Origin of the sequence: Pseudomonas sp. BMS12 (assembly GCF_001592875.1) — a bacterium.
Classification (GTDB): Bacteria; Pseudomonadota; Gammaproteobacteria; order Pseudomonadales; family Pseudomonadaceae; genus Aquipseudomonas.
Genome location: NZ_LSOF01000011.1, coordinates 53,898 through 79,407 on the forward strand (window position 1 = coordinate 53,898; position 25,510 = coordinate 79,407).

26 protein-coding genes and 1 pseudogene are annotated in these 25,510 nt (G+C 66.2%); 18 read left to right on the plus strand and 9 right to left on the minus strand.

Going from position 1 to position 25,510, the window contains the following annotated elements:
* Nucleotides 1–41: 41 nt before the first annotated feature.
* Nucleotides 42–689, plus strand: coding sequence for an alpha/beta fold hydrolase (locus AYB31_RS11145; RefSeq protein ID WP_236715540.1), 648 nt, complete (start codon nt 42–44; stop codon nt 687–689).
* Here AYB31_RS11145 and hda read toward each other — a convergent pair.
* The 3 genes from hda to AYB31_RS11160 all read right to left on the minus strand — a co-directional run bounded on the left by hda (nt 667) and on the right by AYB31_RS11160 (nt 3,613).
* Nucleotides 667–1,371 carry a DnaA regulatory inactivator Hda gene (gene hda / locus AYB31_RS11150; protein WP_068828619.1) on the minus strand — a complete coding sequence of 235 codons (705 nt, stop codon included), beginning with the start codon at nt 1,369–1,371 and terminating at the stop codon, nt 667–669. The genes AYB31_RS11145 and hda overlap by 23 nt on opposite strands.
* A complete protein-coding gene (locus AYB31_RS11155; protein ID WP_068828621.1) occupies nt 1,368–2,462 on the minus strand; it encodes an AI-2E family transporter in 1,095 nt (364 codons plus the stop codon). The genes hda and AYB31_RS11155 overlap by 4 nt, the downstream gene beginning before the upstream one ends.
* A 125-nt stretch (nt 2,463–2,587) precedes the next feature.
* The gene (locus AYB31_RS11160; RefSeq protein ID WP_068828623.1) at nt 2,588–3,613 is read right to left on the minus strand and encodes a DUF2066 domain-containing protein; all 1,026 of its coding nucleotides are present in this window, start codon (nt 3,611–3,613) and stop codon (nt 2,588–2,590) included.
* Between the two features lie 199 nt (nt 3,614–3,812).
* On the opposite strand from AYB31_RS11160, the gene purM reads away from it, so the two are divergent.
* From purM to AYB31_RS11180, 4 genes are all read left to right on the plus strand, one after another.
* On the plus strand, nt 3,813–4,871 hold the full coding sequence (gene purM / locus AYB31_RS11165) for a phosphoribosylformylglycinamidine cyclo-ligase (RefSeq protein ID WP_068828625.1): 1,059 nt from the start codon (nt 3,813–3,815) through the stop codon (nt 4,869–4,871).
* Nucleotides 4,871–5,518: a phosphoribosylglycinamide formyltransferase gene (gene purN / locus AYB31_RS11170; protein WP_442961810.1), complete on the plus strand. Its 648-nt coding sequence runs from the start codon at nt 4,871–4,873 to the stop codon at nt 5,516–5,518. Before purM ends, purN begins: the two co-directional genes overlap by 1 nt.
* 8 nt (nt 5,519–5,526) lie before the next feature.
* Nucleotides 5,527–6,243 (plus strand): DUF3108 domain-containing protein, encoded by a 717-nt coding sequence (locus AYB31_RS11175; protein ID WP_068828627.1) that lies wholly within the window; start codon nt 5,527–5,529, stop codon nt 6,241–6,243.
* Between the two features lie 95 nt (nt 6,244–6,338).
* The gene (locus AYB31_RS11180) at nt 6,339–6,614 is read left to right on the plus strand and encodes a Rho-binding antiterminator (RefSeq protein WP_068828628.1); all 276 of its coding nucleotides are present in this window, start codon (nt 6,339–6,341) and stop codon (nt 6,612–6,614) included.
* Between the two features lie 216 nt (nt 6,615–6,830).
* On the opposite strand, the gene AYB31_RS11185 is transcribed toward AYB31_RS11180, so the two are convergent.
* The 5 genes from AYB31_RS11185 to cysM all read right to left on the minus strand — a co-directional run bounded on the left by AYB31_RS11185 (nt 6,831) and on the right by cysM (nt 12,993).
* Entirely contained in the window at nt 6,831–7,370 is a 540-nt protein-coding gene (locus AYB31_RS11185; RefSeq protein WP_068828630.1) for a DUF2058 domain-containing protein, read from the minus strand.
* 18 nt (nt 7,371–7,388) lie between these two features.
* Nucleotides 7,389–8,228, minus strand: a complete 840-nt coding sequence (gene mazG, locus AYB31_RS11190; RefSeq protein ID WP_068828631.1) for a nucleoside triphosphate pyrophosphohydrolase — start codon at nt 8,226–8,228, stop codon at nt 7,389–7,391.
* Nucleotides 8,229–8,361: 133 nt separating this feature from the next.
* Nucleotides 8,362–10,614, minus strand: coding sequence for a GTP diphosphokinase (gene relA / locus AYB31_RS11195; RefSeq protein ID WP_068828633.1), 2,253 nt, complete (start codon nt 10,612–10,614; stop codon nt 8,362–8,364).
* An 81-nt stretch (nt 10,615–10,695) separates the two neighbouring features.
* On the minus strand, nt 10,696–12,048 hold the full coding sequence (gene rlmD / locus AYB31_RS11200) for a 23S rRNA (uracil(1939)-C(5))-methyltransferase RlmD (protein WP_068828676.1): 1,353 nt from the start codon (nt 12,046–12,048) through the stop codon (nt 10,696–10,698).
* A gap of 48 nt (nt 12,049–12,096) precedes the next feature.
* The gene (gene cysM, locus AYB31_RS11205) at nt 12,097–12,993 is read right to left on the minus strand and encodes a cysteine synthase CysM (protein ID WP_068828634.1); all 897 of its coding nucleotides are present in this window, start codon (nt 12,991–12,993) and stop codon (nt 12,097–12,099) included.
* A 210-nt stretch (nt 12,994–13,203) separates the two neighbouring features.
* Between cysM and AYB31_RS11210 the strand changes: the two genes are divergently transcribed.
* From AYB31_RS11210 to AYB31_RS11270, 13 genes are all read left to right on the plus strand, one after another.
* Nucleotides 13,204–15,951: a response regulator gene (locus AYB31_RS11210; protein WP_068828636.1), complete on the plus strand. Its 2,748-nt coding sequence runs from the start codon at nt 13,204–13,206 to the stop codon at nt 15,949–15,951.
* Between the two features lie 11 nt (nt 15,952–15,962).
* Nucleotides 15,963–16,958 carry a 2-hydroxyacid dehydrogenase gene (locus AYB31_RS11215; RefSeq protein ID WP_068828637.1) on the plus strand — a complete coding sequence of 332 codons (996 nt, stop codon included), beginning with the start codon at nt 15,963–15,965 and terminating at the stop codon, nt 16,956–16,958.
* A 28-nt stretch (nt 16,959–16,986) separates the two neighbouring features.
* On the plus strand, nt 16,987–17,424 hold the full coding sequence (locus AYB31_RS11220; protein WP_068828639.1) for a hypothetical protein: 438 nt from the start codon (nt 16,987–16,989) through the stop codon (nt 17,422–17,424).
* On the plus strand, nt 17,421–17,822 hold the full coding sequence (locus AYB31_RS11225; protein ID WP_068828641.1) for an META domain-containing protein: 402 nt from the start codon (nt 17,421–17,423) through the stop codon (nt 17,820–17,822). The genes AYB31_RS11220 and AYB31_RS11225 overlap by 4 nt, the downstream gene beginning before the upstream one ends.
* A 110-nt stretch (nt 17,823–17,932) precedes the next feature.
* Nucleotides 17,933–18,235, plus strand: a complete 303-nt coding sequence (locus tag AYB31_RS11230; protein WP_068828642.1) for a MazG-like family protein — start codon at nt 17,933–17,935, stop codon at nt 18,233–18,235.
* Complete coding sequence (locus tag AYB31_RS11235; protein WP_068828644.1) at nt 18,232–18,981, plus strand: methyltransferase domain-containing protein; 750 nt, start codon at nt 18,232–18,234, stop codon at nt 18,979–18,981. Before AYB31_RS11230 ends, AYB31_RS11235 begins: the two co-directional genes overlap by 4 nt.
* A 139-nt stretch (nt 18,982–19,120) precedes the next feature.
* On the plus strand, nt 19,121–19,708 hold the full coding sequence (locus AYB31_RS11240) for a DUF4136 domain-containing protein (protein ID WP_068828645.1): 588 nt from the start codon (nt 19,121–19,123) through the stop codon (nt 19,706–19,708).
* A gap of 62 nt (nt 19,709–19,770) precedes the next feature.
* Nucleotides 19,771–20,331 (plus strand): DUF4136 domain-containing protein, encoded by a 561-nt coding sequence (locus tag AYB31_RS11245; RefSeq protein WP_068828647.1) that lies wholly within the window; start codon nt 19,771–19,773, stop codon nt 20,329–20,331.
* Complete coding sequence (locus AYB31_RS11250) at nt 20,328–20,816, plus strand: GNAT family N-acetyltransferase (protein WP_068828648.1); 489 nt, start codon at nt 20,328–20,330, stop codon at nt 20,814–20,816. Before AYB31_RS11245 ends, AYB31_RS11250 begins: the two co-directional genes overlap by 4 nt.
* Before the next feature lie 55 nt (nt 20,817–20,871).
* The gene (locus AYB31_RS11255; protein WP_068828650.1) at nt 20,872–21,315 is read left to right on the plus strand and encodes a DMT family transporter; all 444 of its coding nucleotides are present in this window, start codon (nt 20,872–20,874) and stop codon (nt 21,313–21,315) included.
* Nucleotides 21,316–21,585: 270 nt separating this feature from the next.
* Nucleotides 21,586–23,073: a SulP family inorganic anion transporter gene (locus tag AYB31_RS11260; protein ID WP_068828652.1), complete on the plus strand. Its 1,488-nt coding sequence runs from the start codon at nt 21,586–21,588 to the stop codon at nt 23,071–23,073.
* A 14-nt stretch (nt 23,074–23,087) separates the two neighbouring features.
* Nucleotides 23,088–23,939 carry a universal stress protein gene (locus tag AYB31_RS11265; RefSeq protein WP_068828654.1) on the plus strand — a complete coding sequence of 284 codons (852 nt, stop codon included), beginning with the start codon at nt 23,088–23,090 and terminating at the stop codon, nt 23,937–23,939.
* A gap of 87 nt (nt 23,940–24,026) precedes the next feature.
* Nucleotides 24,027–25,154, plus strand: coding sequence for a GGDEF domain-containing protein (locus AYB31_RS11270; protein WP_068828656.1), 1,128 nt, complete (start codon nt 24,027–24,029; stop codon nt 25,152–25,154).
* A 45-nt stretch (nt 25,155–25,199) separates the two neighbouring features.
* On the opposite strand, the pseudogene AYB31_RS11275 reads toward AYB31_RS11270, so the two are convergent.
* Nucleotides 25,200–25,510: pseudogene (locus AYB31_RS11275) on the minus strand (peptidoglycan glycosyltransferase PbpC); the annotation flags it as partial.

Sequence of the window (25,510 nt, forward strand, 5' to 3'; positions counted from 1 at the left end):
TTCGCCTGCTCCTACTGCCCGGGCTGAACGGCAGCGACCGCTTGTTCGCACCCCTGCTGCCGTGGCTCGACGGGATTCAGGTCACTTGCCTGGAGCTGCCACGACGAGGGGCTCAGGATCACGACAGCCTGGCCGAAGCCCTGTCCGGGCAACTGGGTGATACACCTTTCGTCCTGCTGGGCGAATCCTTCTCAGGGCCGCTGGCCCATCGCCTGGCGCTACAGGCACCATCAGGGTTGCGCGGCCTGATACTCGCCGCCAGCTTCCTGCAATGCCCCTCGCCGCTATTGGCACTGGCAAAGCACCTGCCATTGCCGCGCAGCCTGCTCGGCCACCCCGCCACGTTACGGTTGCTGTGCACGGGCAAGATCGAGCCACAACACCTGCAAGCAATAAGCGAAGAAATCCAGCGACTACCGAGCGAACTGCTGCGCGCCCGCCTACGTAGCCTGGCCAACCTGCGGGAGCCGGAGCGCACCCTGCAGCTGCCGACCCTGCATCTATGGCCGCAAGCGGATCGACTGGTAAGCCAGGCTGCGGCGAAAGGTATCGCCAGGCACTGCAGCGATCTACGTCAGGAGCGCATCGACGGCCCGCATTTTCTATTGCAGAGCCGGCCACAGGCGTGCGCTCAGGCGATACGCCGGTTTATGGCCGAGCTGGCCGTTACCAGCCCAGCACTTCCTTGAGGAAAGGAATGGTGAGCTTGCGTTGCGCCTGCAGTGAGGCCTGATCGAGGCGTTCGAGCAGCTCGAAAAGGCCGCTCATGCTGCGCTCGCCACGGGTGAGGATGAAGCGCCCGACCTCGTCGGTCAGGTGCAAACCACGGCGCGAGGCACGCAGCTGCAGAGCTCGCAGCTTGTCCTCGTCACCCAGCTCATGCAGCTGGAACACCAGCGCCAGGGTCAGCCGCGACTGCAGGTCGGGCAGCTGCACCGGCAGCTCGCGCGGCGACAGCGTGGCTGCAAGCAGCAGGCGCCGCCCCGAGTCGCGCAGGCGATTGAACAGGTGGAACAGTGCCTCTTCCCAGTCGGCACGCCCCGCCACCGCATCCAGATCGTCCAGGCACACCAGTTCGCACTGATCCAGGCCGTCGAGCAGCTCGGGGCCGTACTCGGCGACTTCGCCGAGCGGCAGGTAGACCGCCGCCTCGCCGCGCTGCTCGAAACGTAGGCAAGCCGCCTGCAGCAAATGACTGCGCCCGACCCCATCACCACCCCAGAGGTAGATCAGGCTCTCGGTCCAGCCGGCATCGTCCTCGCACAGACGCTCGACATAGCCGAGCGCCGCGGCATTGGCGCCGGGATAGTAGTTGGCGAAGGTGGCGTCATCACGCAAACGCACACCGAGGGGTAGTTGAACAGGTGTCATGAGCTGGGCGGTGACTCTTGCGAGCCGTCGATAGGTTTCCCGTAGAGAGCAGAAAGTTTATAGAAATCATGAGCATGGCGCAGCAATACCATGATCACCGCGGCAACCGGCAAGGCCAGTAGCACGCCGGTGAAGCCGAACAGTTGCCCGCCGGAAAGGATGGCGAAGATCACCGCCACCGGATGCAGACCGATGCGGTCGCCCACCAGCATGGGGGTCAGCAGCATACCTTCGAGCAACTGGCCGATACCGAACACCACGGCGATGCCAATCAGCGGATACAGCTCGAAGCCACCATGCTGGAACAGTGCGGCGATGACGGCGGCGCCGAAACCGACGATGAAGCCCATGTACGGCACGATGCTGGCCAGGCCCGCCAACAGGCCGATCAGTAGCCCCAGCTCCAGGCCGACCACCATCAGACCAAGCGAATAGATGCCGGCCAGGGCCAGCATCACCAGCAACTGGCCACGCATGAAGGCTCCCAGCACCTCGTGGCATTCACCTACCAATTGCACGATCAGGTTCTCCCTGGCCCGTGGCAGCAGGTTGCGCAGCTTGGCCATCATCAGGTCCCAGTCGCGCAACAGATAGAAAGCCACTACCGGGATCAGCAGCAGGTTGCCCAACCAGCCCAACAGCGCCAGGCTCGATGCCGTGGCCTGCGCCAACAGGCCACCGACCAGATCGGTGGTCTTGCCCAACTGCCCGGATAACGCCTGCTTGAGTTGATCGAAACGCCAGAAGCCTTCAGCCAGGCCGAACTGCGCCTGCACCCAGGGCAGCGCCTGGTGCTGTGCCCAGTCCAGGCCCTGCGGCGCCAGTTCATAGAGCCGTACCAGTTGCCGACCAAGCATGGGAATCAGCACCAGCAAGAGGATCAGCAACACCAGGCTGAACAGCGCGAACACCAGCACCACACCCCAGGTACGCGACAATTTGTGCCGTTCCAGACGATCGACCAGTGGGTCGCCCATGTAGGCCAGCAGCATGGCGACCAGAAAAGGAGACAGGATCGGCATCAGCAAATAAGCCAACCAACCGCAGAGAAACAGCCCAGCCAGCCATAGCCAGCGCTGTGAATCGGTCATATCAGGCACTCCGCCCAAGGTGATGGAACCGGGCCAGAGCCCGAAAGTACTAGGCGCGCCGGACCTGAGCCAGGCGCGCCTGCGGCACAACAAAGAACGACCCGAACATCATCGGGCCGTGCGGATTACCAGCGAAAGCGCATGAGGTTGGCCGGCGCGGGGGCAGGGGCCGCCTGGGGCTCGGCGCTGGCATCCAGTGGCGCGGCAGCGGCCGGCACTTCCTGCAGGCCGGCCAGGCCCAGTTGGGCGCGCAGCTGCTCGGCGCTGGCATTCACCTGCCACACCTGCAGATCTCCGCTGACCCGCAGTAGACGCGCGCCAAACGGGTCAAGCAGACGCTCCAGCTCGGCGTAGCGGGACAGGTCAACCCCCTGCACCTCCAAGGTCATGGCCCCAGCGGTACCCGGTTTGACCAGGAAACGCGGCGCCAAGCGCTGACTGACCGCCAACAGCACTGCGTCGGCCAGGGCCTGCGGGTCGGCTCCTTGCGCGCTGCCCTGCTCGCGGGCATCCCCCAGCCACAGGCGCCACTCGGCCTGCCACTGACCATCCTGCTCGCCGGCATTGACGGCCAGCAGGGCATCGGAGGCATAGCGCTCGGAAGCCGGCTGCAGGGCATCCGGCTGACCGGCGGCAAGGTTTTCCGGCGTGGCGACCAGTTGCTCTTCCAGATCGGCCAATGGCAAGCGCAGCGGCAAACCACGATGCTGAGCGGCCTGGCGCAGTGGCGCGGATGCCTCCTGACCATCGCCGACCAGATGGCTGCCGGCATCATTGCTGTTCAGCCACCAGGTCAGGATCAGTGGGCGATTGGCGCCCCAGATCGGCACGCCGGCCTGGCGCAACTTGTTCTCGGTAGTCAGCGGATCGAAATCCACCACCAGGCTGCCGCCCTCGTATACGTACTGGCTGACCAGCTGCTGCGGATCCTGGCGTACCCCCTCCAGACCGGGGCTCTGCACAGCCTTGGCATCGCCGGTCAGGCGTTGCAGCAGGGTTTCCAGAGCCCGACCGAGGGCAGAGCTGCGCTCTTCCGGCTGTTGGCTGGTGACGGCCTCGCGTACCTGGTAGAGGTCGTCGACCTGGGCGGCCAGGGTCGGCAGGCTGCACAGCGAAAGACAAAGGGCGAACAGACGGGCGGACAAGCGCATCGACAGACTCTCGGAAGGGGGGAGCGGGTGCCTGAACGGCCAGGCGAAGGGCTATACCTTAAACAGCCGCCTGTTCCCCGGCAACCGTCGGGGCCGGTGGCCGCTGGCGGGCAAGCCTGATAAAATCGCGCGCCTTCGCGCAGCGGCCCGCCTGGCGGCGCTCGCCCACAGCATTCCCCCTTCTTAAAGGCCTGAACCCATGAGCAAGCAACCCTCCATCAGCTACAAAGACGCCGGTGTAGACATCGACGCCGGTGAAGCCCTGGTCGAACGCATCAAAGGCGTGGCCAAGCGCACCGCGCGCCCGGAAGTCATGGGTGGCCTGGGTGGTTTCGGCGCCCTCTGTGAAATTCCCGCCGGCTACAAGCAGCCGGTACTGGTCAGCGGCACCGACGGCGTCGGCACCAAACTGCGCCTGGCGCTGAACCTGAACAAGCACGACAGCATCGGCCAGGACCTGGTCGCCATGTGCGTCAACGACCTGGTGGTGTGTGGCGCCGAGCCGCTGTTCTTCCTCGACTACTACGCCACCGGCAAGCTCAACGTCGACGTAGCCGCTACCGTGGTCACCGGCATCGGCGCCGGCTGTGAGCTGGCCGGCTGCTCCCTGGTCGGCGGCGAGACCGCCGAGATGCCGGGCATGTACGAAGGCGAAGACTATGACCTGGCTGGCTTCTGCGTCGGCGTAGTTGAGAAGGCCGAGATCATCGACGGCTCGAAAGTCGCCACCGGTGACGCGCTGATCGCCCTGCCCTCCTCCGGCCCGCACTCCAACGGCTACTCGCTGATCCGCAAGATTATCGAAGTGTCCGGCGCCGACATCGAAGCCACCCAGCTGAACGGTCAGCCACTGACCGAACTGCTGATGGCGCCGACCCGCATCTACGTCAAACCGCTGCTCAAGCTGATCAAGGACACCGGCGCGGTCAAGGCCATGGCCCACATCACCGGCGGCGGCCTGCTCGACAATATCCCGCGCGTGCTGCCCAAAGGCGCGCAGGCCGTGGTCGACGTGGCCAGCTGGACCCGCCCGGCGGTGTTCGACTGGCTGCAGGAGAAAGGCAACGTCGACGAGCACGAGATGCACCGCGTGCTGAACTGCGGCGTCGGCATGGTCATCTGCGTCGCTCAGGACCAGGTCGAAACCGCCCTGGCCAACCTGCGCGCCTCCGGCGAAACCCCGTGGGTCATCGGCAGCATCGCCCAGGCCGCCGAAGGCGCCGCCCAGGTTCAACTGAACAACCTGAAAGCGCACTGATGGCCGACTGCAATGTGGTGGTGCTGATTTCCGGTTCCGGCAGCAACCTGCAGGCCCTGATCGACAGCATCGCCCATGACGGCAATCCGGCACGCATCGCCGCGGTGATTTCCAACCGCGCCGATGCCTATGGGCTGGAACGCGCCAAGCAGGCCGGCATCACTACCCGGGTACTCGACCACAAGCAGTTCGATGGCCGCGAGGCCTTCGATGCCGCGCTGGTCGAGGCCATCGACGGCTTCGACCCGCACCTGGTGGTGCTGGCCGGCTTCATGCGCATCCTCACGGGCGGCTTCGTGCGTCACTACGAGGGGCGCCTGCTGAACATCCATCCCTCACTACTGCCCAAGTACAAGGGCCTGCACACCCACCAGCGTGCGCTGGAGGCCGGTGACAGCGAACATGGCTGCAGCGTGCACTTCGTCACCGAGGAACTCGATGGCGGCCCTCTGGTCGTACAGGCGGTAGTCCCGGTAGAGTCTGGTGATACGCCGGAATTACTGGCACAACGGGTTCACGGTCAGGAACACCACATCTACCCCCTGGCCATGCGCTGGTTTGCCGAAGGCCGCCTGCGACTGAATGATACCGGCGCACAACTGGACGGCACGGACTTGCCGGCCACCGGATACCTGATCCGCACATAGGAGATCACATGCCCCGCGTTCTGCTGATGTTGCTCGCCCTGCTGGCCTTGCCGGTACATGCCCTGGAGATCAAGCCCTTCTCCGCTAGCTACACCGCCGACTGGAAGCAGGTGCCGATCAGCGGTACCGCCGGGCGTAGCCTCAAGCAACTGGACAACGGTCGCTGGGAGCTCGATTTCGAAGCCTCCATGCTGGTCGCCAGCCTCAGCGAGAAAAGCACCTTCCGCATGGAAAACGATGCCTTCCTGCCGCTGACCTACCGTTTCGACCGCAGTGGCCTGGGCAATGGCAAGCAGATCGAGCTGGACTTCGACTGGACCGAGAAGCAGGTGCTCGGCAACGATCGTGGCGATCCGGTACGCGTGCCACTCAACCGTGGCCTGCAGGACAAATCGACCTACCAGTTGGTGCTGCAACACGACGTCGCCGCCGGCAAGCAGAGCATGAGCTACCAGGTGGTCGATGGCGACGAGGTGGAAACCTACGACTTCCGCGTGCTGGGCGAGGAGCGGGTACGGACCAAGGCCGGCCTGATCGACGCGATCAAGGTCGAGCGCGTGCGCGACCCGACCCAGAGCAGCCGCAAGACCGTGCTGTGGTTCGCCAAGGACTGGAACTACCTGCTGGTGCGTCTGCACCAGGTGGAGAAGGACGGCAAGGAATACCAGATCATGCTCAAGGAGGGCACGGTCGACGGCCGCCCGGTCGAGGGCATGCGCGACTGATTGTGCAGCAGCGCCAGAAAGCCGGGCAGCGCCCGGCTTTTTTGTGCCTGCGATTTGGGGCTAGGATGAAAACCTCTACCCCGGAGCACGCCACGATGAGCGACGCCTACCGCCCATTGTCCTGCGACCTTTACGACTATCTGGAAATCGCCTGCATGCATCGCTACCAGTTGCGCATCGAGCTGGTGGGCGGCCGCGAGCTGACGGCCCAGGCCGTCACCACCCGTACCGAGGCCAGCAAGGAAGAGTTCTTCGTGGTGCAGGGCGCGCAAGGCGAGCAGCGCTTGCGCATGGACCAGCTACTGGCCATCACGCCGCTCAACCACGGCGCCAGTTTCGGCCGAGTGCTGCTCGGAAATGCGCGTTGCTGAGTTAGGACGTTGTCATCCGGACGTAATCCGCGAGCGAAGGTGCCTGCTGCCCTGACTGCACCCGGCTACGCGCCGAGAAGCTATTGGCCTTCGCTCCCGCCTTCGCCGGAATGACGGGTATTAGTGGCACTCCCAGCTGATCGACTGCCCTCGGCATTCGTACCACCGGGGCGAATAGACGAAGGCCGGGAAAAACCCGGCCTTTGTCTCAACGCATCACCACATCAGGTCATCCGGCACCTGGTAGGCGGCGTACGGATCGTCCTCGTCCGGTGCCTCGGTCTGGGTATTGAGCAGCACGATGCGGCGTTCGTCACGCTCCTGGATCTTCAGCGCCGCCTCGCGCGGGATCACCTCGTAGCCGCCACCGTGCCGAACGATGGCCAGCGAGCCGCGGCTGAGCTTGTCGCGCATCAGATTGTTCACCGACAGGCGCTTGACCTTCTTGTCGTCGACGAAGTTGTAGTAGTCCTCGGTGGTCAGCTTGGGCAGGCGGCTGGTTTCGATCAGTTGCTTGATCTGCGCGGCGATGGCCTTCTGCTGGATCTTCTCCTGCTGCTGACGGTTCAGCTCCTGGTCACGCGCGGCCTTCTCGGCCATGGCCTGCAGGGCGGCCTGCTTCTGCGCATCGTCGACCTCGACCTGGCCTTTCTTTTCCAGGCGCTGCTGCTTCTGCTTCTGCTTGCCGGCCTGCTTGGCCTGCTTTTCATTGACTAGGCCGGCTTTCAGCAACTGGTCACGGAGGGAAAGGCTCATCGGTACTCGCTCTTGTCGTCAGCAGCCGGGCTGCTGCTTTTCCAGTTTTTTGGCTTCACCCCAAAGGGCATCCAGTTGTTCCAGGCTGCAATTCTCGATGGCCAGGCCGGCCTCGCGCAATGCCTGTTCGATATAGCGGAAGCGCCGCTCGAACTTGCCGTTGGCCGCGCGCAAGGCACTTTCCGGGTCGACCTTGAGGTGCCGGGCCAGGTTGGTGACGACGAACAGCAGGTCGCCCACCTCCTCGGCGATAGCCTCGGGATCGTTCTCGCTCATGGCCTCCAGCACTTCGTCGAGTTCTTCGCGCAGCTTGTCCACCACCGGCAGCGCCTCGGGCCAGTCGAAACCGACCTGGGCCGCACGCTTCTGCAGCTTCACCGCACGCGACAGCGCCGGCAGCGTGGTCGGCACGTCGTCGAGCAGCGACAACTGCTCCGGCGCCGCCGCCTTCTCGGCGCGCTCTTCGGCCTTGATCTCTTCCCAGCGCTGCTTGACCGCGGCCTCTTCGAGCCGGGCCATGTCCGGCGCACCGTAGAGGTCGCCGTCGGGAAACACATGGGGATGACGACGCAGCAGCTTGCGGGTGATGCCGTCGACCACCCTGGCGAAGTCGAAACGCCCCTCCTCGCGTGCCAGCTGACTGTAGTAGACGACCTGGAACAACAGGTCGCCCAGCTCGCCGGGCAGGTGCTCGAAGTCGCCGCGCTCGATGGCATCGGCCACCTCGTAGGCCTCTTCGATGGTGTGCGGCACGATGCTCGCGTAGTCCTGCTTGAGGTCCCAGGGGCAGCCGTGTTGCGGGTCGCGCAGGCGGGCCATCAGGTGCAGCAGGTCGTCGAGGGAGTAGCTGTCTTGCATGAGTCAGTCTCTAGGATTGAACCATTCGCGCCACACTCCTGCCGGGAGAGGGGCCGAGAGTAAGGGTGGTCAGGCAGCTCCGAGTGCCTATAGCGCCCTCACCCCAACCCTCTCCCAAAGGGAGAGGGAGTAGTCACGAACTACTGCGGCTGCGACGCACCTCGATGATATTCGGCAGCTGGCTGATCCGCGCCAGCAGCCGGGCCAGGGCATCCAGGCCGGGAATCTCGATGGTCAGCAACATGGAGGCGGTGTTGTCCTCCTTGTTCGAGCGGGTATTCACCGCCAGCACGTTGATGCGCTCGTTGAGCATCACCTGGGACACATCGCGCAGCAGGCCGGAACGGTCGTAGGCCTTGATCACCACATCTACCGGGTAGGTCTGCACCGGTACCGGGCCCCAACTGACCTGGATGATGCGCTCCGGCTCGCGCCCGGCCAGCTGCAGCACCGAGGCGCAGTCCTGACGGTGGATGCTGACGCCACGACCGAGGGTGATATAGCCGACGATCGGGTCGCCCGGCAGCGGTTGGCAGCAGCCGGCAATCTGCGTCAACAGGTTGCCGACGCCGTCGATCTGCACGTCGCCGCGCCGACCTGGCCGCGGTGTATTGGACGGGCCGCGCCGCGGGATCAGTTCCAGCTGCTCGTTGCCGCGCTCCGGCTCGACCTGCTGCTGGGCCAGGTTGACCGCATGGGCCAGGCGCAGGTCGCCGGCGCCGAGAGCGGCGTACATGTCCTCAGCCGTCTTCAGGTTGCACTTCTCCGCCAGCTTGGCGAAGTCCACCGAGGCCAGGGCCAGGCGCGACAGGTCGCGTTCGAGCATGGCCTTGCCGGCCGCGACGTTCTGCTCGCGGTCCTGCAGCTTGAACCAGTGGACGATCTTCGCCCGCGCCCGGCTGGTGGTGATGTAGCCGAGGTTGGGGTTGAGCCAGTCGCGGCTCGGCGCGCCCTGCTTGCTGGTGATGATTTCCACCTGCTCGCCGGTCTGCAGGCTGTAGGTCAAAGGCACGATGCGCCCGTTGACCTTGGCGCCGCGGCAGTTGTGGCCGATCTGGGTGTGCACGCGGTAGGCGAAGTCCAGCGGCGTGGCATTCTTCGGCAGGTCGATGGCGTGACCGTCCGGGGTGAACACATAGACCCGGTCCGGTTCGATGTCGACGCGCAGCTGCTCGGCCAGGCCGCCGATGTCGCCCAGCTCCTCGTGCCATTCGAGCACCTGGCGCAGCCAGGCCATCTTCTCCTCGTAATGGTCGGAGCCGCCCTTGACGTCGGTGCCCTTGTACTTCCAGTGCGCACAAACACCCAGCTCGGCCTCCTCGTGCATGGTCTGGGTGCGGATCTGCACTTCCAGCACCTTGCCGTCCGGGCCGATCACTGCGGTATGCAGGGAGCGGTAGCCATTTTCCTTGGGGTTGGCGATGTAGTCGTCGAACTCCTTGGGAATGTGCCGCCACAGGCTGTGCACGATACCGAGGGCGGTGTAGCAGTCGCGCACTTCCGGCACCAGCACGCGCACCGCACGCACGTCGTAGATCTGGCTGAACTGCAGGCCCTTGCGCTGCATCTTGCGCCAGATCGAATAGATGTGTTTCGCCCGACCGCTGATGTCGGCTTTGATGCCGGTGGCGGTGAGTTCATTGCGCAGCTGGTTCATCACTTCGGCGATGTACTGCTCGCGGTCGAGACGCCGTTCGTGCAGCAGCTTGGCGATCTGCTTGTACTGCTCCGGCTCCAGGTAGCGGAAGGACAGATCCTCCAGCTCCCACTTGATATGGCCGATGCCCAGGCGGTGGGCCAGCGGTGCGTAGATGTCGAAGACTTCGCGGGCCACGCGGTGGCGCTTCTCGTCGTCCGCCTCCTTCACCGCGCGAATGGCGCAGGTGCGCTCGGCCAGCTTGATCAACGCCACGCGCACGTCGTCGACCATGGCCACCAGCATCTTGCGCAGGTTTTCCACCTGCGCCTGGGAGCCGAGCACCAGGGAGTCACGCGGGTTCAGCGAGGCGCTGATGGCGGCCATGCGCAACACACCATCGACCAGCTTGGCCACCACCGGGCCGAACTTGTCCTGCACTGCCTTGAGCGTGGTCTTGCCCTCGCGCACGGCGCGGTAGATCACCGCGGCGACCAGGCTGTCCTGATCCAGCTTGAGATCGGCGAGGATCTCGGCAATCTCCAGTCCGGTCTGGAAACTGGAGTTGCCCTCGGTCCACAGGTTCTGCGCGGCGTTGGCCTGCTGCTCCACCTCGCGGGCGAACTCGCAGGCGGCCTTGAGCGCCTCGCGGTCCAGCGCCGGGTCGACGCTGAGGGTGTGATCCAGCCAGGCCTCGAGGTTGATGCTGCCATCGAGGTTGATCGGCTGGTGTGCTCTGACCTGTACCATCTTCTGCCTTCCCTACGGTGGGCCGCAGCCCTGCCGGATTATCGCCGGCCTTCTCTGAGCCGGTCGGATTACATGGGCTTCCTAGCCCATCTCGAATAACGCCATCGCCTCCACATGCGCCGTCTGCGGGAACATGTCGAGAATCCCGGCCCGTTTCAGCCGGTATCCCTGCCCGACCAGCTCGGCGGTATCGCGCGCCAGGGTCGCCGGGTTGCAGGACACGTAGACCAGGCGCCGGGCGCCCAGTCGACGAATCTCTTTCACCACCTCGAACGCACCGTCACGCGGCGGGTCGAGCAGTACCGCGGCGAAGCCCTGGGCGGCCCACTCGGCCCCGGCCAGCGGCTTCGACAGATCGGCCTGGAAAAAGTGCAGATTCGCCAGGTCGTTATCACGGGCGTTGCTACGCGCCCGCTCGACCATGGCCTGCACGCCTTCCACCGCCACCACTTGCGCCACCGTCTGCGCCAGCGGCAGGGCGAAATTGCCCAGGCCGCAGAACAGGTCCAGCACGCGTTCGCCAGTCTGCGGCGCCAACCAGTCTAGCGCCTGTTCGACCATCGCCTGATTGACCGCCCCATTGACCTGGACGAAATCGCCCGGACGGTACTGCAACTCCAGGTTCCAGGGTTCCAGGCGATAACCCAATGCCTGGTCGGGCTGATCCGCCTCGGGCTCGCCAGCGCCGTGCAACCATAACTGCGCTTCATGCTCGGCACAGAAGGCACGCAGTCGCACCAGGTCGCCCTCACCCAGCGGCGCCGTATGGCGCAACAGCACGGCGCTCTGGGTTCCGTAGAACAGCTCGACGTGGCCGAGGGCCTGGGGTTTGCTCAGGCCGCCCAGCAGTGCCGGTAGCGCCTGCAGGATCGGCTGCAAGGGCTGTACCAGTACCGGGCAGTCGGCGATGGCGACGATGTCCTGACTGGCCGCGGCGCGGAAGCCGACCTCGAGATGCTTGTTCTTGACGTCCCAGCGCACGGCGATACGGGCGCGCCGGCGATAGGCGAACTCCGGGCCGACCAACGGTGCAGCCCACTCGTCGGGCTGCACGCCGGCCACACGCTGTAGCTGCTCGGCCAGGCTGCGCTGTTTCAGGGCGAGCTGTTCGTCGTGGGGCAGATGCTGCAGGGTGCAGCCACCGCAGCTGCCGGCATGGGCACAGGGCGGTTGGCGACGCAGTTCTACGGCACGCAGCACCCGCTCGGTACGCGCCTCCACCACCTGGCTGCGGGCATTCAGCACGCGGGCCTCGACCTCCTCGCCCGGCAGGGCGCCGGCGACGAACCAGCTGCGCCCATCGAGAAAAGCAATGCCGCGGCCATCGTTGGCCAGGCGCTCGATCACGAGCTTCTGCTTCTTGCCCACCGGCACCTGCGCCTTGCGTTCGCCGCCGCTGGGCTGGAAACGCAAACCGCCGCTGCGCTTGGCCATCTTCATTACCTACCTATCAGAGGGCGGCCATTGCCACCCCGTACTTCATTATTGCTGCGGGTCGTCGTACACGCCGGTGGAGAGGTAGCGGTCACCGCGATCACAGATGATCGCCACCATTACCGCGTTCTCCACTTCCTGCGCCAGGCGCAGCATGCCGGCCACCGAGCCACCGGACGACACGCCACAGAAGATGCCTTCCTCGCGCGCCAGGCGGCGCATGACGTGCTCGGCCTCGGCCTGGCCCATGTCGATCACCCGATCCACGCGGGTGGCATCGAAGATCTTCGGCAGGTATTCCTGCGGCCAGCGACGGATGCCGGGAATGGCCGAGCCTTCCTGTGGCTGCAGGCCGACGATCTGCACCGCCGGGTTCTGCTCCTTGAGGTAACGCGACACACCCATGATGGTGCCGGTGGTGCCCATGGAGCTGATGAAGTGGGTGATGCTGCCGGCGGTCTGCTGCCAGATTTCCGGGCCGGTGGAGCTGTAGTGGGCGATGGGGTTGTCGCCATTGGCGAACTGGTCGAGCACCTTGCCCTGGCCGTCGGCCTGCATCTGCAGGGCCAGGTCGCGGGCGCCTTCCATGCTGTCGACCAGGATCAGCTCGGCACCGTAGGCGGTCATCGCCGCCTTGCGCTCGGCGGTGGAGTTGTCCGGCATGATCAGCACCATGCGGTAACCCTTGATCGCCGCCGCCATGGCCAGAGCGATACCGGTATTGCCGCTGGTGGCCTCGACCAACGTGTCGCCGGGCTGGATGTCGCCGCGCAGCTCGGCGCGGGTGATCATCGACAGCGCCGGACGGTCTTTCACCGAGCCGGCCGGGTTGTTGCCCTCCAGCTTCACCAGCAGGGTGTTCGAGGTGTTGCCAGGCAGGCGTTGCAGGCGGACCAGCGGGGTATTGCCGATGCAGTCGGCGATGGTGGGGAACTGCGGAGTCATGGCGAAACGGCCATCCGTTCACGAAACGAGGCCGACATGATACCGGCAAACTGCCGTCGACCATATCGGCGGCAAACCTGCGGCTGCCGCAACCCAGTGACAAGGCGGCACGGCTGTACCCGAGAAAACCAGGCAGTAGCGTCAAAACCGCTGCAGATTCCCACCGCGCTAGTCGCTAAACTGCAGGCAACACCCGCAATGGAGACTGCTGTGTTCAAGGACCTCGGCATCAAGGGCCGCGTACTGCTGCTCACCCTGCTACCCACCAGCCTGCTGGCTCTCGTGCTGGGTGGCTACTTCACCTGGATGCAACTGGCCGACCTGCGTAGCCAGCTGCAGCAGCGCGGCGAGCTGGCGGTACAGAACCTGGCGCCCCTGGCAGCACCGGCCCTGGCCCGCAACGACGCCGCGCAACTGGTACGCCTGGCCAACGAGGCATTGAACCAGCCCGACGTGCGTGCCGTCGGCTTCCTCTCCGCTCAGCGGCAGAGCCTGGCCCACGCCGGCCCGGACATGCTCAGCCCGCCCCCGCAGACCACGGTGGCCCCCCTGGCGACCAGCAGCCGCGAAGACACCACGCGCTTTCTGATGCCGGTATTCGGCCGCCACCAGAACCTGGCCGGGCTCACCACCACCAGCGCCGACCGCCTGCTGGGCTGGGTGGAGCTGGAGCTGTCGCACCATCGCACCCTGCTGCAAGGCTATCGCAGCCTGCTCGCCAGCCTGCTGCTGATCGTCACCGGGCTGAGCGTCACCGCCCTGCTCGCCGTGCGCATGAGTCGCAGCATCAACGACCCGCTGCGCAGCATCCAACAGGGCGTCAACCTGCTCAAGGAAGGCCAGCTGGAGACCCGCCTGCCGGCACTGGGCAACCACGAACTGGACGCACTGGCCGCCGGCATCAACCGCATGGCCGAGTCGCTGCAGAATGCCCAGGAAGAGCTGCAGCACAGCATCGACCAGGCCACCGAGGACGTGCGGCAGAACCTGGAAACCATCGAGATCCAGAACATCGAGCTGGACATGGCGCGCAAGGAGGCCCTGGAGGCCAGCCGCATCAAGTCCGAGTTCCTGGCCAACATGAGCCATGAGATCCGCACCCCGCTCAACGGCATCCTCGGTTTCACCGGCCTGCTGCAGAAGAGCGAGCTGACCTCGCGCCAGCGCGACTACCTGAGCACTATCGAGAACTCGGCGGAAAGCCTGCTGGGGATCATCAACGAGGTGCTCGACTTCTCCAAGATCGAGGCCGGCAAGCTGGTCCTGGAGAGCATCCCGTTCAACCTGCGCGACCTGATCCAGGACTGCCTGACCATCCTCGCCCCCGCCGCCCACGACAAGCAGCTGGAACTGGTCAGCCTGATCTACCGCGACACTCCGCTGAGCCTGCAGGGCGACCCGCTGCGCCTGCGCCAGGTGTTGACCAATCTGGTCAGCAACGCCATCAAGTTCACCCACCACGGCAGCATCGTGGTGCGCGCCATGGTCGAGGACGAGAGCGATGACCGCGCCCAGCTGCGTATCAGCGTGCAGGACACCGGCGTCGGCCTTTCCGACGAAGACCTGCGTGCGCTGTTCCAGGCCTTCAGCCAGGCCGACAACTCGCTGAGCCGCCAGGCCGGCGGCACCGGCCTCGGCCTGGTCATTTCCAAGCGCCTGATCGAGCAGATGGGTGGCGAGATCGGCGTCGACAGCACGCCGGACAGCGGTTCGGAATTCTGGATCAGCCTGAGCCTGCCCAAGGCCCGCGACGACGGCGACGACCTGCCTCGCGCACCGCTGCAGAACCGTCGCGTGGCCCTGCTGGAAAACCACGAGCTGACCCGCCAGGCCCTGCGCCACCAGCTGGAGGACTGCGACCTGAACGTGCTCGAGTGCGCCAGCCTCGACCAGTTGCTGGAACAGGTGACCCAGCAGCGCAGCGCCGGCCAGGCGGTGGACCTGGCGGTGATCTCCGCCAACCTGCAGGAACTGCCGCCGCAGCAACTGGCCCTGCGCCTCTGGGATCTCGAACGCCTGGGCTGCAAGACCCTGGTGCTCTGCCCCACTACCGAGCAGGCCGCCTACCACGAGGCCCTGCCCGACAGCCACCTGCAGCTGCAGGCCAAACCGGCCTGTACGCGCAAGCTGCTGCGCGGCCTGGCCGAACTGCTCGGCCCGCGCCAGGTCAAGGCGCAAACCCCGGAACCGTTGCCCAGCCGCGCACCGCATATCCTCTGCGTCGACGACAACCCGGCCAACCTGCTGCTGGTACAGACCCTGCTCGGCGACCTCGGCGCCGAGGTGGTGGCCGTCGACAGCGGCCAGGCGGCAGTCGCCGCCGTGCAGCAGCAGGCCTTCGACCTGGTGTTCATGGATGTGCAGATGCCCGGCATGGACGGCCGCCAGGCCACCGAGGCGATCCGCCAGTGGGAACAGGAACGCGAACGCAGCCCGCTGCCTATAGTCGCCCTCACCGCCCACGCCCTGGCCAATGAAAAGCGCGCCCTGCTGCAGGGCGGCATGGACGATTACCTGACCAAGCCGATCAGCGAACGCCAGCTGGCCCAGGTGGTACTCAAGTGGACCGGCCTGGCCCTGCGCGACCAGCAGCGCCTGCCGCGACAAGCGGAAGTCAGCAGTACCAGTCTGCGCGTGCTCGACCCCGAAGAGGGCCTGCGCCTGGCGGCCGGCAAGGCCGACCTGGCCTCGGACATGCTGAGCATGTTGCTGGCCGGCCTGCCCGTCGACCGCCAGGCCATCCGCCAGGCCCGCGAAAACGGCGAGCGCGGCGCGCTGATCGAGCGTGTCCATCGCCTGCACGGGGCCACCCGCTATTGCGGCGTACCGCAGCTACGTGCCGCCTGCCAGCGCAGCGAAACTCTGCTCAAGCAGGAAGACCCCGACGCGTCGGCAGCCCTCGACGAGCTGGACGCCGCCATCGCCCGCCTGGCCGAACAGGCCATGGTCAGCGCCTGAAGGAGTGCAGCATGCGCATCGTCCTGTTCAGCAGCAAACCCTACGACCGCGCCAGTTTCCTCGCCCACCCGCTGGCCGAGGGTTGGCAGCTGGAGTTCCAGGAATGCCTGCTGAACGCGGACACCGCCGCACTGGCAGCCGGTGCCGAAGTGGTCTGCGCCTTTATCAACGATGATCTATCCGCCAGAGTGCTGGAGCGCCTGGCCGCCGGCGGCACGCGCCTGATCGCCCTGCGTTCGGCCGGCTACAACCATGTCGACCTGCCGGCGGCCGAGCGCCTGGGCCTCAGCGTGGTGCGGGTGCCCGCCTACTCGCCCTATGCCGTGGCCGAGCACGCCACGGCGCTGATCCTGGCTCTGAACCGGCGCATCCACCGCGCCTTCAACCGCACCCGCGAGGGCGACTTTTCCCTGCATGGCCTGACCGGCTTCGACCTGCACGGCAAGACCGTCGGCGTGGTCGGCGCCGGCAAGATCGGCCAGGCGTTCGCCCGCATCATGGCCGGCTTCGGCTGCCGGGTGCTGGTCTACGATCCCTACCCGGTCGCCGCACTGGCCAGCTTCGGCGGGCACCAGGTCACGCTCAACCACCTGATCGCCGAAAGCGACATCATCAGCCTGCACTGCCCGCTGAACGAGGGCAGCCGCCACCTGATCGACACCGCCCGCCTGGCGCAGATGAAACGCGGCGCCATGCTGATCAATACCGGACGCGGTGCCCTGGTCGACACTCCCGCGCTGATCGCCGCGCTGAAGAGCGGCCAGCTCGGCTACCTGGGCCTGGACGTGTATGAGGAAGAGGCCCAGCTGTTCTTCGAGGACCGCTCCGACCTGCCGCTGCAGGACGACGTGCTGGCGCGTCTGCTGACCTTCCCCAACGTCATCGTCACCGCCCACCAGGCCTTCCTCACCCACGAGGCGCTGACCGCCATCGCCGGTACCACCCTGGACAACATCGCCGCCTGGGCCGCCGGCACGCCGGTCAACCGGGTGACATCTGCCGCGTGATAGCATTCCGCGCAGTTTCGGAGGCCCCATGACCACCCACGATTTCCGCTATACCCTGCTCAGCCCGCAACACACCCTGACCGAATGCCGCGCACTGGCGCCCGGCCGCTACCAGGTGACCGGTAACGGCGGCGCCATCCAGGCCGGCGACACCCTGCTGGTGACCCTCAAGGGCAGCCGCGACCTGTCCATGAGCCTGCTCGTGGAAAAGGTCCGCCACCTGATCAACCCACCCGGCCAGTGGCTGGCCGTAGCCAGCGGCCCGGTCTTCCGCGAACTGGCCATCCTCAACTGGCAGGTCGCCTGCGACGGCTGCGCCAAGAGCATCGACCTCGAGTTCGCCGCCGACGCCGGCCTCGGCGAGAAAGCCTATCCGGCCGCCGCCGAAGCTCGCCTGCAGGAGCTAGGCTGGACTAGCCAACGCGGCAAACACTTCTGCCCCGCGTGCAAGGAGCAAAACGCATGAAACAACCCCTGATCGCCACCCTGCTGCTGGCCGGCCTGAGCGCCTGCGCCAGCGGCCCGCAACTGGAAAGCGACAAGGCCTACCGGGTGGAATGGATCGGCGAACGCCCGCTGATCGACCGCAGCCACCTGACCATTACCCTCGGCGAAGACGGCCGCGCCTACGGCAGCGCCGGCTGCAACCACTGGTTCGCCAGCTACCAGCGCGATGGCGACAAACTGAGCTTCGGCCAGGCCGGCGCCACCCGCAAGATGTGCCCTCCGGCCCTGATGGAGCAGGAACAACGCTTCCTCGAAGCCCTCGGCCAAGTGCAGCGCTGGGACATCTCGGCAACCGGCCAGCTGCAACTGTGGCCCGCCAGCGGCAAGCCCATCCGCCTGTGGCCGGAAGAAGGCTGAGTCATCCCGTAGCGAGTCCGCCGTCTACCTCCAACACCCGACCTATGCGCACCGATGGTCTTGCGACCCTGCAGCCTCGGGCCGAAGCTATGCGCCCCGAAGGAGAGCCCATGGACATCGCCGAACTCACCCGTCGCCTGCATGCGATTCGCGACCGCAACGACTGGCGCCGCTTCCACAGCCCGAAGAACCTCACCATGGCCGCCAGCGTGGAGATGGCCGAGCTGGTGGAAATCTTCCAGTGGCTGAATGAGGACGAGTCTCGGCAGTTACCCCCCGAGCAGCTAGAGCACGCCGGCCAGGAGGTCGGCGACATCGTGCTCTACCTGTTGCTGCTGTGCGGCGAGCTGGAGCTGGATCTGGAACAGGTGGTGCGCGCCAAGCTGGCCGACAGCGAGAGACGCTTCCAATGACGGATCGCCACTTCGACGAGCTCGCCACCCGCTTCGCCGAGAAGATCTACGGCGGCGCCAAGGGCGCTATCCGCCTGGCCGTACTCCAGGCCGATCTCAAGGAGGCCCTGCCGGAACGGCCGCTGCGGGTGCTGGATATCGGCGCCGGCCTCGGCCACATGAGCCTGTGGCTGGCCCAGCGCGGGCATGACGTGACGCTCGCCGAACCGGCCGCGCCGATGCTCGACGGTGCCCGCCAGCGCTTTGCCGAGGCAGGCGCGCAGGCGAGCTTTATCCAGGCGCCCTGGCAGGACCTGCTCGGCCAGCTCGAGCAGCCCTACGACCTGGTGCTGTGCCATGCCGTACTCGAGTGGCTGGCCGAGCCGCACGCCATCCTGCCGGTACTGCACCAGCTCACCGCGCCAGGCGGCTGGCTGTCGCTGGCTTTCTACAACAAGGATGCACTGGTCTACCGCAACCTGCTCAAGGGCCATTTCCGCAAGCTGCGCAAGGCACGCTTCGCCGGCGAGAAGCAGAGCCTGACGCCGCAGCGACCGCTCGATCCACGCGAGCTGGCGGCGCAACTCGAGGATGGCTGGCGGGTCGAAAGCCAGAGCGGCGTGCGGGTTTTCCATGACTACATGCCGGTCGAGTTCCAGGCCAAGGCCGAGCTTTCCGACCTGCTGGAAATGGAGCTGGCGCACCGCCGCCATCCAGCCTTCGCCGGGCTCGGTCGCTACCTGCACTGGCTCTGCAGGCCGCAGTAGTCCGCTGTGCGAAGCGCCGCAAGGCACGCCCGCCTGCTGGCTTCCGGGCTACCCTGATGGATATCCGTAAATGCAATCCTCTGCCATTACCGGCAGGGGCCGGGTGCAGCAAAACCTGCCCCCGAGCGTGGAGAACACCATGAAAACCTGCCTTGTCCTGCCACCGCTCCTGCTGCTCGCCGCCTGCCAGGGCCCCAGCCCCTATGTGGCGGATGGCAAACCGCTGCCACCGGCCCCGGCTGCCGCGGCCAATCATTTCGACCGCAGCGCCTACCCGGCTGCACCGCGCGACTATGCCCGTTATCGCGACTGGGCCTGGCGCACGCCGCCGGCCGGCAGTGCCTGGGCCGATCCGGCACTGGTGAGCGAAGCGGTAGCCGGCGGCCTGGACCAGCGCGGCCTGCGCCCGGTACGCAGCGGCAAGCCCGCCGACCTGCTGGTCAGCACCGAGCTGAGCGTGCAGACCCGTCAGTACCAGGTACGCGACGATTACGGCAGCTACTACGGCCACGGCCCCTATGGCGACCATTACGGCCTGTACGGCAACGTACCGCTGGTGCGCACCTACGAGGTGGAAGTGGTCGTGGTGCGTATCGACCTGTTCGACGGTGAGCAGCCAGTGTGGAGCGGCAGTGCCGAAGCCCGCAGCGAAGGTAGCCAGAGCGAACGCGCAGACGCCCTGCGACGTGCCGTGGAAGATGCCCTCGGCGCCTACCCGCCGGACTGATTCAGCACTTGCCGCCCACTACCACCTGGCGTTGGATAGAGGCTCTGACTCGGAGGTTTGCCATGTTGATCCGCCTGCTACTGATCCCGGCCCTGTTGCTGCTGGGCGCCTGCCAGGGCATCCAGACCGAGCGCGACTACGACAGCAGCCGCGACTTCGCCGCCTACCGCAGCTGGAGCTGGCAGGAGCCAGCCCTGCAATATCGCCCGGACGATCCACGGATCAAGAGTGACCTCACCGAGCAGCGCATCCGCGAGGCACTCAGCGCAGAGCTCGACCAACGTGGGCTGCGCCCGGCTCAGCCCGGCAGCAGCGGCAACCTCACGGTGCAGGCCTGGTTGATCGTCGAACAGCGCCAGGACCAGGTCAGCACCAACTACGGTGGTTACTGGGGTGGCTATTGGGGCGGTTACTGGGGTGGGCCGATGTACACGGAGACACGTAACGTCGACTACAAGGTCACCACCCTGCAGGTCGACCTGTTCGACGGCCGGGACGGCAAGCTGGTCTGGCGCGGTAGCGCCGAGCAGATCATGCGCCACTCGCCGCCGAGCCCGGCGGAGCGCGAACAGGCCATCCGCACGACAGTAGCCGCAGTCCTCAAGGAGTATCCGCCGCAATGAACGACCAACTGCTCAGCCATCGCGGCGCTACGCCTGCCGACCTCGACGAGGTGGTGCGCTTCGTGCGCAACGCCGACGAGCTGTTCTTCGCCTTCCCCAAGGCGCACTGGCCGCTGAGCCACGAGCAGCTGGCGCACGTCCTGGCCGAACGCCAGGGCAGCACCCTGGCCCTGCTCGACGGGCGCCCGGCCGGCTTCGCCAACTTCTACCAGAGCATCGCGGGCGAGTACTGCGCCCTGGGCAACCTGATGATCGCGCCCTGGGCCCGTGGCCAGGGCGTGGCCCGCTACCTGATCGGCGTGATGGAACGTATCGCCCAGCGCGACTTCCTGGCGCGCGAGCTGAAAGTCTCCTGCTTCAACGACAACAGCGCCGGGCTGCTGCTCTACGCCCGCCTGGGCTATGAGCTGCGCGGCCTGGTCGAGCGCCAGCGCGGCCAGCAGCGAGTGGCCCTCCTGCAGTTCGGCAAACCCCTGCAAAGCTGACCACGGCGACAGCTACGGGCATAATGGCGCCCCGCCCGACACCCCGGAGACGACCATGCCCAACTGGTGGCTACTCGCCCTGCCCCTGCTCGCCGGCGCCGCCTTGCCGTTGCAGGCCGGCATCAATGGCCAACTGGCCAAGCAGCTGTCCAGTTTCATGGCCGCCGCCCTGGTGTCCTTCCTGGTCGGCAGCGCCGCACTGCTGCTGATCGTCCTGGCCAACCGCGAAGTGCCGGTACTGGCGACCTTCAAGAGCCTGAACTGGTGGCACTGGAGCGGTGGTTTCCTCGGTGCATTCTTCATCGCCACCGCCGCCTTTGCCGGCCCACGCATCGGCGCCCTGCTGTTCATGGTGCTGGTCTTGTCCGGCCAGCTGGGCATGGCCCTGCTACTCGACCACAACGGCTGGGCCGGTTTCCGCGAGGCCCCCATCACCCTAGGCAAGGCCGCCGGCCTGGCGCTGATCGTCGCAGGCGTGTGGATGATCCGCCGCGGCTGAAGGCATGCGGTGTGACCCTGCCAGAGGCTGCGTGTTAAAGTCTGCGCCCTTTTGGCATGCAACGGACGCGGACAGGTCGCCATGCGCCTGACTCGAGCGTACGCCTGGCTGCCTACGCCGCCATAGGTTTCGCCACCTGCGCCGCTGCGCAGCGCCCTGCAAGCCAGCTACCGCGAATGCTCGGCGTGCCTGCTTCTCCGCCTTGTCGTCAATCTTTGTCCGCCTCGCGGCTGCGCGAGCCTTGACGGACCGTCACCTTGGAATAGCCCCATGCTGCAACGCCTGAAAAACACCTGGTTCTTCAATATCCGCGGCGACGTGCTCGCCGGCCTGGTGGTGGCGCTGGCGCTGATCCCGGAAGCCATCGCCTTCTCCATCATCGCCGGGGTCGACCCCAAGGTCGGCCTGTATGCCTCCTTCTGCATCGCCGTGGTGATCGCCTTCGTCGGCGGCCGCCCGGGCATGATCAGCGCCGCCACCGGAGCCATGGCCCTGGTCATGGTCACCCTGGTGAAAGAGCACGGGCTGCAGTATCTGCTGGCGGCCACCCTGCTCACTGGCGTGCTGCAGATCGGCGCCGGCTACCTGAAGCTGGGCTCGCTGATGCGTTTCGTCTCGCGCTCGGTGGTCACCGGCTTCGTCAACGCCCTGGCGATCCTGATCTTCATGGCCCAGCTGCCCGAGCTGACCAACGTCACCTGGCACGTCTACGCCATGTGCGCCACCGGCCTGGGCATCATCTACCTGTTCCCCTACGTGCCGAAGCTGGGCAAGGTCATTCCCTCGCCGCTGGTGTGCATCCTGTCGATGACCGCCGTGTCCATGTACCTGGGCCTTGATATCCGTACCGTCGGCGACATGGGCGAGCTGCCGGATACCCTGCCGATCTTCCTCTGGCCAGAAGTACCGCTGACCTTCGAAACCCTGGCGATCATCTTCCCCTACGCCGCCGCCCTGGCCGTGGTCGGCCTGCTGGAATCGATGATGACCGCCACCATAGTCGACGACCTGACCGACACCGACAGCGACAAGAACCGCGAGTGCAAGGGCCAGGGCGTGGCCAACATCGCCTCCGGCCTGCTTGGCGGCATGGCCGGCTGCGCCATGATCGGCCAATCGGTGATCAACGTGAAATCCGGTGGCCGTGGCCGCCTGTCGACCCTGGTGGCCGGCAGCGTGCTGCTGCTGATGGTGGTATTCCTCTCCGACTGGGTCAGCCAGATCCCCATGGCCGCGCTGGTGGCGGTGATGATCATGGTGTCCATCGGCACTTTCAGCTGGGACTCGATTCGCAACCTGCGCACCTTCCCGCTGTCGACCAACCTGGTGATGCTGGCCACCGTGGCCGTGACCGTCTACACCCACAACCTGGCCTACGGCGTGTTCGTCGGCGTGCTGCTGGCAGCCATGTTCTTCGCCAACAAGATCGGCCACTTCCTCTACATCAGCACGGAGATCGATGCCGACGGCCAGCAGCGCCGCTACACGGTCGTCGGCCAGGTGTTCTTCGCCTCCGCCGACAAGTTCATCGCCGCCTTTGACTTCAAGGAGGCAGTAGCTAAGGTGACCATCGACCTGTCGCGCGCGCACTTCTGGGATATCACCGCCGTCGCCGCGCTGGACAAGGCGGTGCTCAAGCTGCGCCGCGAAGGCAGCGAAGTCGAAGTGCTGGGCCTGAACCAGGCCAGCGCCACCATCGTCGACCGCTTCGGCGTGCACGACAAGGACAACGCCACCGACCTGCTGTCGGGCCACTGAGAAGGAGCACACGCATGACTCAAGTGATGGCGTGTATCGATGCCTCCCTGTCCGCCCCGGCGGTGTGTGATTGCGCGGCCTGGGCCAGCCAGCGCCTGGACGCGCCGCTGACCCTGCTGCATGTGCTGGATCACCAGCACTACCCGCAGCACAGCGACCTGACCGGCAATATCGGCCTGGGCAGCCGCGAGCATCTGCTCGACGAACTGGCCGCCCTCGACGAACAACGCGGCAGGCTGGCCCTGGAGCAGGGGCGCCTGGCCCTGGAGGCGGCCAAGACGCGAGTCCAGGCCGACGGCAGCGAGAACCCGCAACTGCGCCAGCGCCACGGCGACCTGGTGCAGACCCTGCACGAGCTGGAAGACGAAATCCGCCTGCTGGTGATCGGGCGCCAGGGCGAGAGCAGCGGCAAACGCCAGCAACTGGTCGGCAGCCAGCTGGAAAGCGTGATCCGCACCCTGCATCGGCCGATCCTGGTCACTCCCGGCGACTTCACAGCACCGCGTAGCCTGATGCTGGCCTACGACGGCAGCGCCACCTGCGACAAGGGTGTCGACATGCTCGCCGCCAGTCCGCTGTTCAAGGGTCTGCCGATCCACCTGCTGATGGTCGGCGCCGACAGCGACGACGCCCGTGCGCAGCTCGCCAGTGCCGAACAGCGCCTGGTCGCCGGCGGCCACATGGTCCATGTAGCGATCCGTGCCGGCGAGGTGGAGCCGACCCTGCACGCCTACCAGGCCGAACAGAACATCGACCTGCTGGTGATGGGCGCCTACGGCCATTCGCGCATTCGCCAGTTCCTGGTCGGCAGCACCACCAGCCGCATGCTGCAGACCAGCGACAGTCCTCTGCTCCTGCTGCGCTGAAGTCGGCGCCGGAATACTGGCACTTTGCTTCCATTCACGCCCTAGCGAGGCTATGCTGCTGATCTGCCGTATTTGTGATCACAGCACATGGCCCCTGACTCCCGTTTGTACCGCCCCGACAGCTTCGCCCTCTGGCGCGAGAGCCAGGACATGAAAGTCCGCACACGCCTGGGCGGCATCTTCTATCTGCTGGCCTGGCTGCTGGGCTGGGGCTTCAGCACTGGCAGCGCGCCGCTACTGGGCCCGGGCGGCACCCTGTTCTTCAGTCTGATGCTGCTCCTGCGCTGGCTGCACCAGCCGCCGGCACAGGAAGACACGCCCGGCCTGCAACGCTGGATCGACAGACACTGGCTGCTGCTCTACCTGACCAGCCTGGGCTGGGGCCTGGCCCATGCCTATACCCTGTGGCAGCCGAGCTTCGAACCCTCGCGCATGATCGCCACCCTCAGCACCATCGCCTTCAGCACTGCCATGGCCTTCAACTTCCCCATGCGCAAGCAGCGCTGCATGGCCGCCATCCTGCTGCTCTATCTGCCCGGCCTGGTGGTGCTGGCTCTGCATTGGGCAGCGCAGGAAGCCTTGCTGGTGACCCTGGCCGTCTATCTCAGCTACCTGATGCTGGCCCTCAACCGCAGCCACCACGAGTACCAGGCCACCCTGCGCCTGGAACAGCAACTGCTGGAGCAGCGCGAGCAGTACGACCGCCTCAGCCGTACCGACAGCCTGACCCAGCTCGGCAACCGCCTGCAGTTCAATGCGCTGTTTCCGGCCATGGTCGCCAGCGCCCGGCGCCAGGGCAGCCCGCTGGCACTGGTGCTGCTGGATATCGACTTCTTCAAGCGCATCAACGACCAGCACGGCCACGCCACCGGCGATGCCTGCCTTAGTGCCTTTGCCGAACGCATGCGCCAGGTGTTCCGCCGCGACAGCGATGTCCTGCTGCGCCTGGGCGGCGAGGAGTTCGCCGTGCTGATGCCCGGCACCCCGCTGGCGCAGGCCCATGAACTGGCCGAGCGCTTTCGCCGAGAGCTGGCCGAACAGGGCTGCGAGCTGGGCGGGCAAACCCTGCCGCTGACCACCAGCCTAGGCGTCGGCTGCCTGGAACCCCAGCACGACACCAATGCCGAAACCTTCTTCAAACGTGTCGACGACGCCCTCTACCGCGCCAAGGGTGCAGGCCGCGACCGCCTGGTGCTGGCCCTGGATATTGTCTGATAGCACCGCTCCCGCGCGGGGCCACGCCTGCCCAGGCCCCGGCACCTACTCGCTGACCTGAAACTCGACCCGCGCCGTACTGCCCACCTGATCCAGCAGGCTGAGCTGGTAGACCCCGGCCGTCTGCAGGCGCTGTTCGATGCTCTCGCCCGGCAGACTCTCGCCGACCGGCACACCGTTGAGAAACCACCAGCGCGGCCCACTGCCGCCCAGCGCCGACAACTGCAGACGCAGCGGCCCGGCACTGCCGGCCGGGCGACGCAGGCGGTCACCCTCGCGCACGCCAACGATCGACAGCGGCGCCGCAGCCGGCGGCAAACTGGGCGGACAGTCGGCCGAGGCTTGCGGCAACCGCG